Below are 2,536 nucleotides of genomic sequence, written 5' to 3'. Positions count from 1 at the left end.
ATGATGGCAGAGAGGTCACACCCGTTCCCATACCGAACACGGAAGTTAAGCTCTCTAGCGCCGATGGTAGTTGGGACCTTGTCCCTGTGAGAGTAGGACGTCGCCAAGCAAGCTTAAGACGAGTCAGAATGACTCGTCTTTTTTGTGTTTTGTAACTTTTTTTCAAAGCTAATTACATATCTATATAAGTTTTATTCGATTTCTTTCGTGATTTTTGATATGTAATTTAAGATTTTCTATTTTATTTCTTAAAGATAAAATTCACCAGTGTGTTAAAATAGTACAGTTGTTTTTTTTGATGTACTTTAATATAAGAAGATTTAAGTTAGAAAAGGAGATAATATGAAAAGGATAGGTATAATTACTATAGTAGTCTTAGTCCTTCTAGTAATCGTGTATATGTTAGTTGGGAATTATTTTTATAACTACGCGTTGAATGCGAAACAAGAAAAAGAGTTTTTACAAGATAATCCTCATTTAGTAGAAACGGTAAATGCATCGGGAGATGTATTGGCTACAAATGAAGAAAAGAATGCGAACTTCGTATCGAAGTATAAACCTAACACATTAACTATACGTTCTTTCGATAAAATGAATTTAAAAGGCTATGAATATATGAATGAACAATCTAGTCATAAATGGGCAATTGTGGTTCATGGATACAATGGTAGAGCATCAGAAATGACGAAATATATTCGTAACTTTTATGAACAAGGCTATAATGTCATAGCACCAGACCTTCGTGGGCACGGAAATAGTGAAGGGGATTATGTTGGTATGGGCTGGCATGATCGTAAAGATGTTTTGATTTGGATTCAACAAATCTTAAAGAAAGATCCTAATGCTGAAATAGCTCTATTTGGTGTTTCAATGGGCGGGGCAACTGTAATGATGACTTCAGGAGAAGATTTACCTTCTAATGTTAAAGTTATTATTGAAGATTGTGGATACTCAACCGTTATTGATGAATTTACTTATCAGCTAAAAGATTTATTCCACTTGCCGAAATTTCCTGTTATGAATGCGGCAAATACAGTTACAAAATTAAGAGCTGGATATGATTTAGAAGAAGCTTCAGCTGTAAAACAAGTAGCGAAAAGTAAAACACCTATGCTATTCATTCATGGGGATGCTGATACATTCGTTCCTTTTGAAATGTTAGATGAAGTATATAATGCTGCAAAAGTAGAAAAAGAGAAATTAATTGTTCCAGGTGCTGGGCATGGAGAAGCGGAGAAAGTAGATTCGAATAAATATTGGAATACCGTATGGAAGTTCGTAGGGAAGTATATTCCGGCATAATTAAAGTTGTTGCATTTATATAGACGATAATCGGAGGGATAATAGTTAATCCTTTTGATTATCGTTTTTTTGTTAATTAGGTAGTCTGCTATAAGTGTATTTTTGTATGTACTATATGAAGGAGATAGAGCAAAAACTTTTGAATTCCTTAATCTCAGTGCTACAATGATTGAAAACTAAATGTTAATGAGGTGTTTATATGAAAATTGAGGTTTGGTCGGATTTTGTATGCCCATTTTGCTATATTGGGAAACGTAGATTAGAGATGGCTTTAGAGCAATTTCCACATAAGAAGGATGTTGAAGTTGAGTTTAAAAGTTTTGAGTTGGATCCGAATACTCCCGTTTACTCTGGAACAAGTATTAATGAAGTGCTTGCATCAAAGTATGGGATTAGTATTGAAGAAGCTAAGCGTAATAACGTACAGCTAGGAAATCATGCAGCTAGTATGGGTTTAAGTTTTAATTTTGATGAGATGAAGCCGACGAATACGTTTGATGCGCATCGTCTTGCGAAGTTTGCGAAGAATCATGGAAAAGAAAAGGAGATTACGGAAAATCTACTTTTTGCATATTTCACTGAATCGAAAAATTTAAGTGATGTGGATACACTTGCTACTATTGCTGAAGCTTCAGGTTTAGATAAGCAAGAAGCTTTAAATGTTATTAATGATAAAAATGCGTACGCAAATGATGTTAGAATTGAAGAAGCGATTGCTCAGCAATATCAAATTTCGGGAGTGCCTTATTTTATTATTAATCAAAAGTATGCTATTTCAGGTGCACAACCACTTGAAACTTTTGTTGGTGCACTCCAGCAAGTTTGGGAAGAAGAGAATCCTGCACCGAAGTTACAGGAACTTTCAGTAGATGGTGGAAGCGACCTTTCTTGTACTGATGGAAGTTGTTCAGTGCCGTCAAAAGAACAATAGCTTTTATGATGGAATAGCACCCTATAGATAGTTCTGTGGGGTGCTTGTATATAACTATAGAAGAAATACGTAAATAGATAATTTGATTACGTAAATGAATTCTATAAAATATAAAGTTTTTTAAAATAATGTATTGACGATTATATAAATGAAGTGTAATATAGAACAAGTCGCCGATGACAATAACGTCGAAAGCGACAAACGAAATAAAAAACTTAGTTGACATTAACTAACGAAGATGTTAACATAAGGAAGTCGCAAATGAGCGACCAAGTAGTTCTTTGAAAACTGAACGAAACAAAC

At 34.1% G+C, this 2,536-nt stretch carries 2 protein-coding genes and 1 rRNA gene; all 3 read left to right on the top strand.

Annotated features, from left to right (window positions below; all coding sequences use genetic code 11):
* Window positions 1-109 (top strand): 5S ribosomal RNA (gene rrf, locus MR167_RS31195); the annotation flags it as partial.
* 233 nt (window positions 110-342) lie between these two features.
* Window positions 343-1,302 (top strand): alpha/beta hydrolase, encoded by a 960-nt coding sequence (locus MR167_RS31190; protein ID WP_000821104.1) that lies wholly within the window; start codon window positions 343-345, stop codon window positions 1,300-1,302.
* Between the two features lie 199 nt (window positions 1,303-1,501).
* Window positions 1,502-2,233 (top strand): DsbA family oxidoreductase, encoded by a 732-nt coding sequence (locus MR167_RS31185; RefSeq protein ID WP_000687924.1) that lies wholly within the window; start codon window positions 1,502-1,504, stop codon window positions 2,231-2,233.
* Window positions 2,234-2,536: the final 303 nt, after the last annotated feature.

It is taken from the genome of Bacillus cereus group sp. BfR-BA-01355, from assembly GCF_022663675.1.
GTDB classification, from domain to species: domain Bacteria; phylum Bacillota; class Bacilli; order Bacillales; family Bacillaceae_G; genus Bacillus_A; species Bacillus_A thuringiensis_S.
The sequence above is the reverse complement of the archived record's forward strand: the minus strand, read 5'-3'. Positions and strand labels throughout refer to the sequence as shown.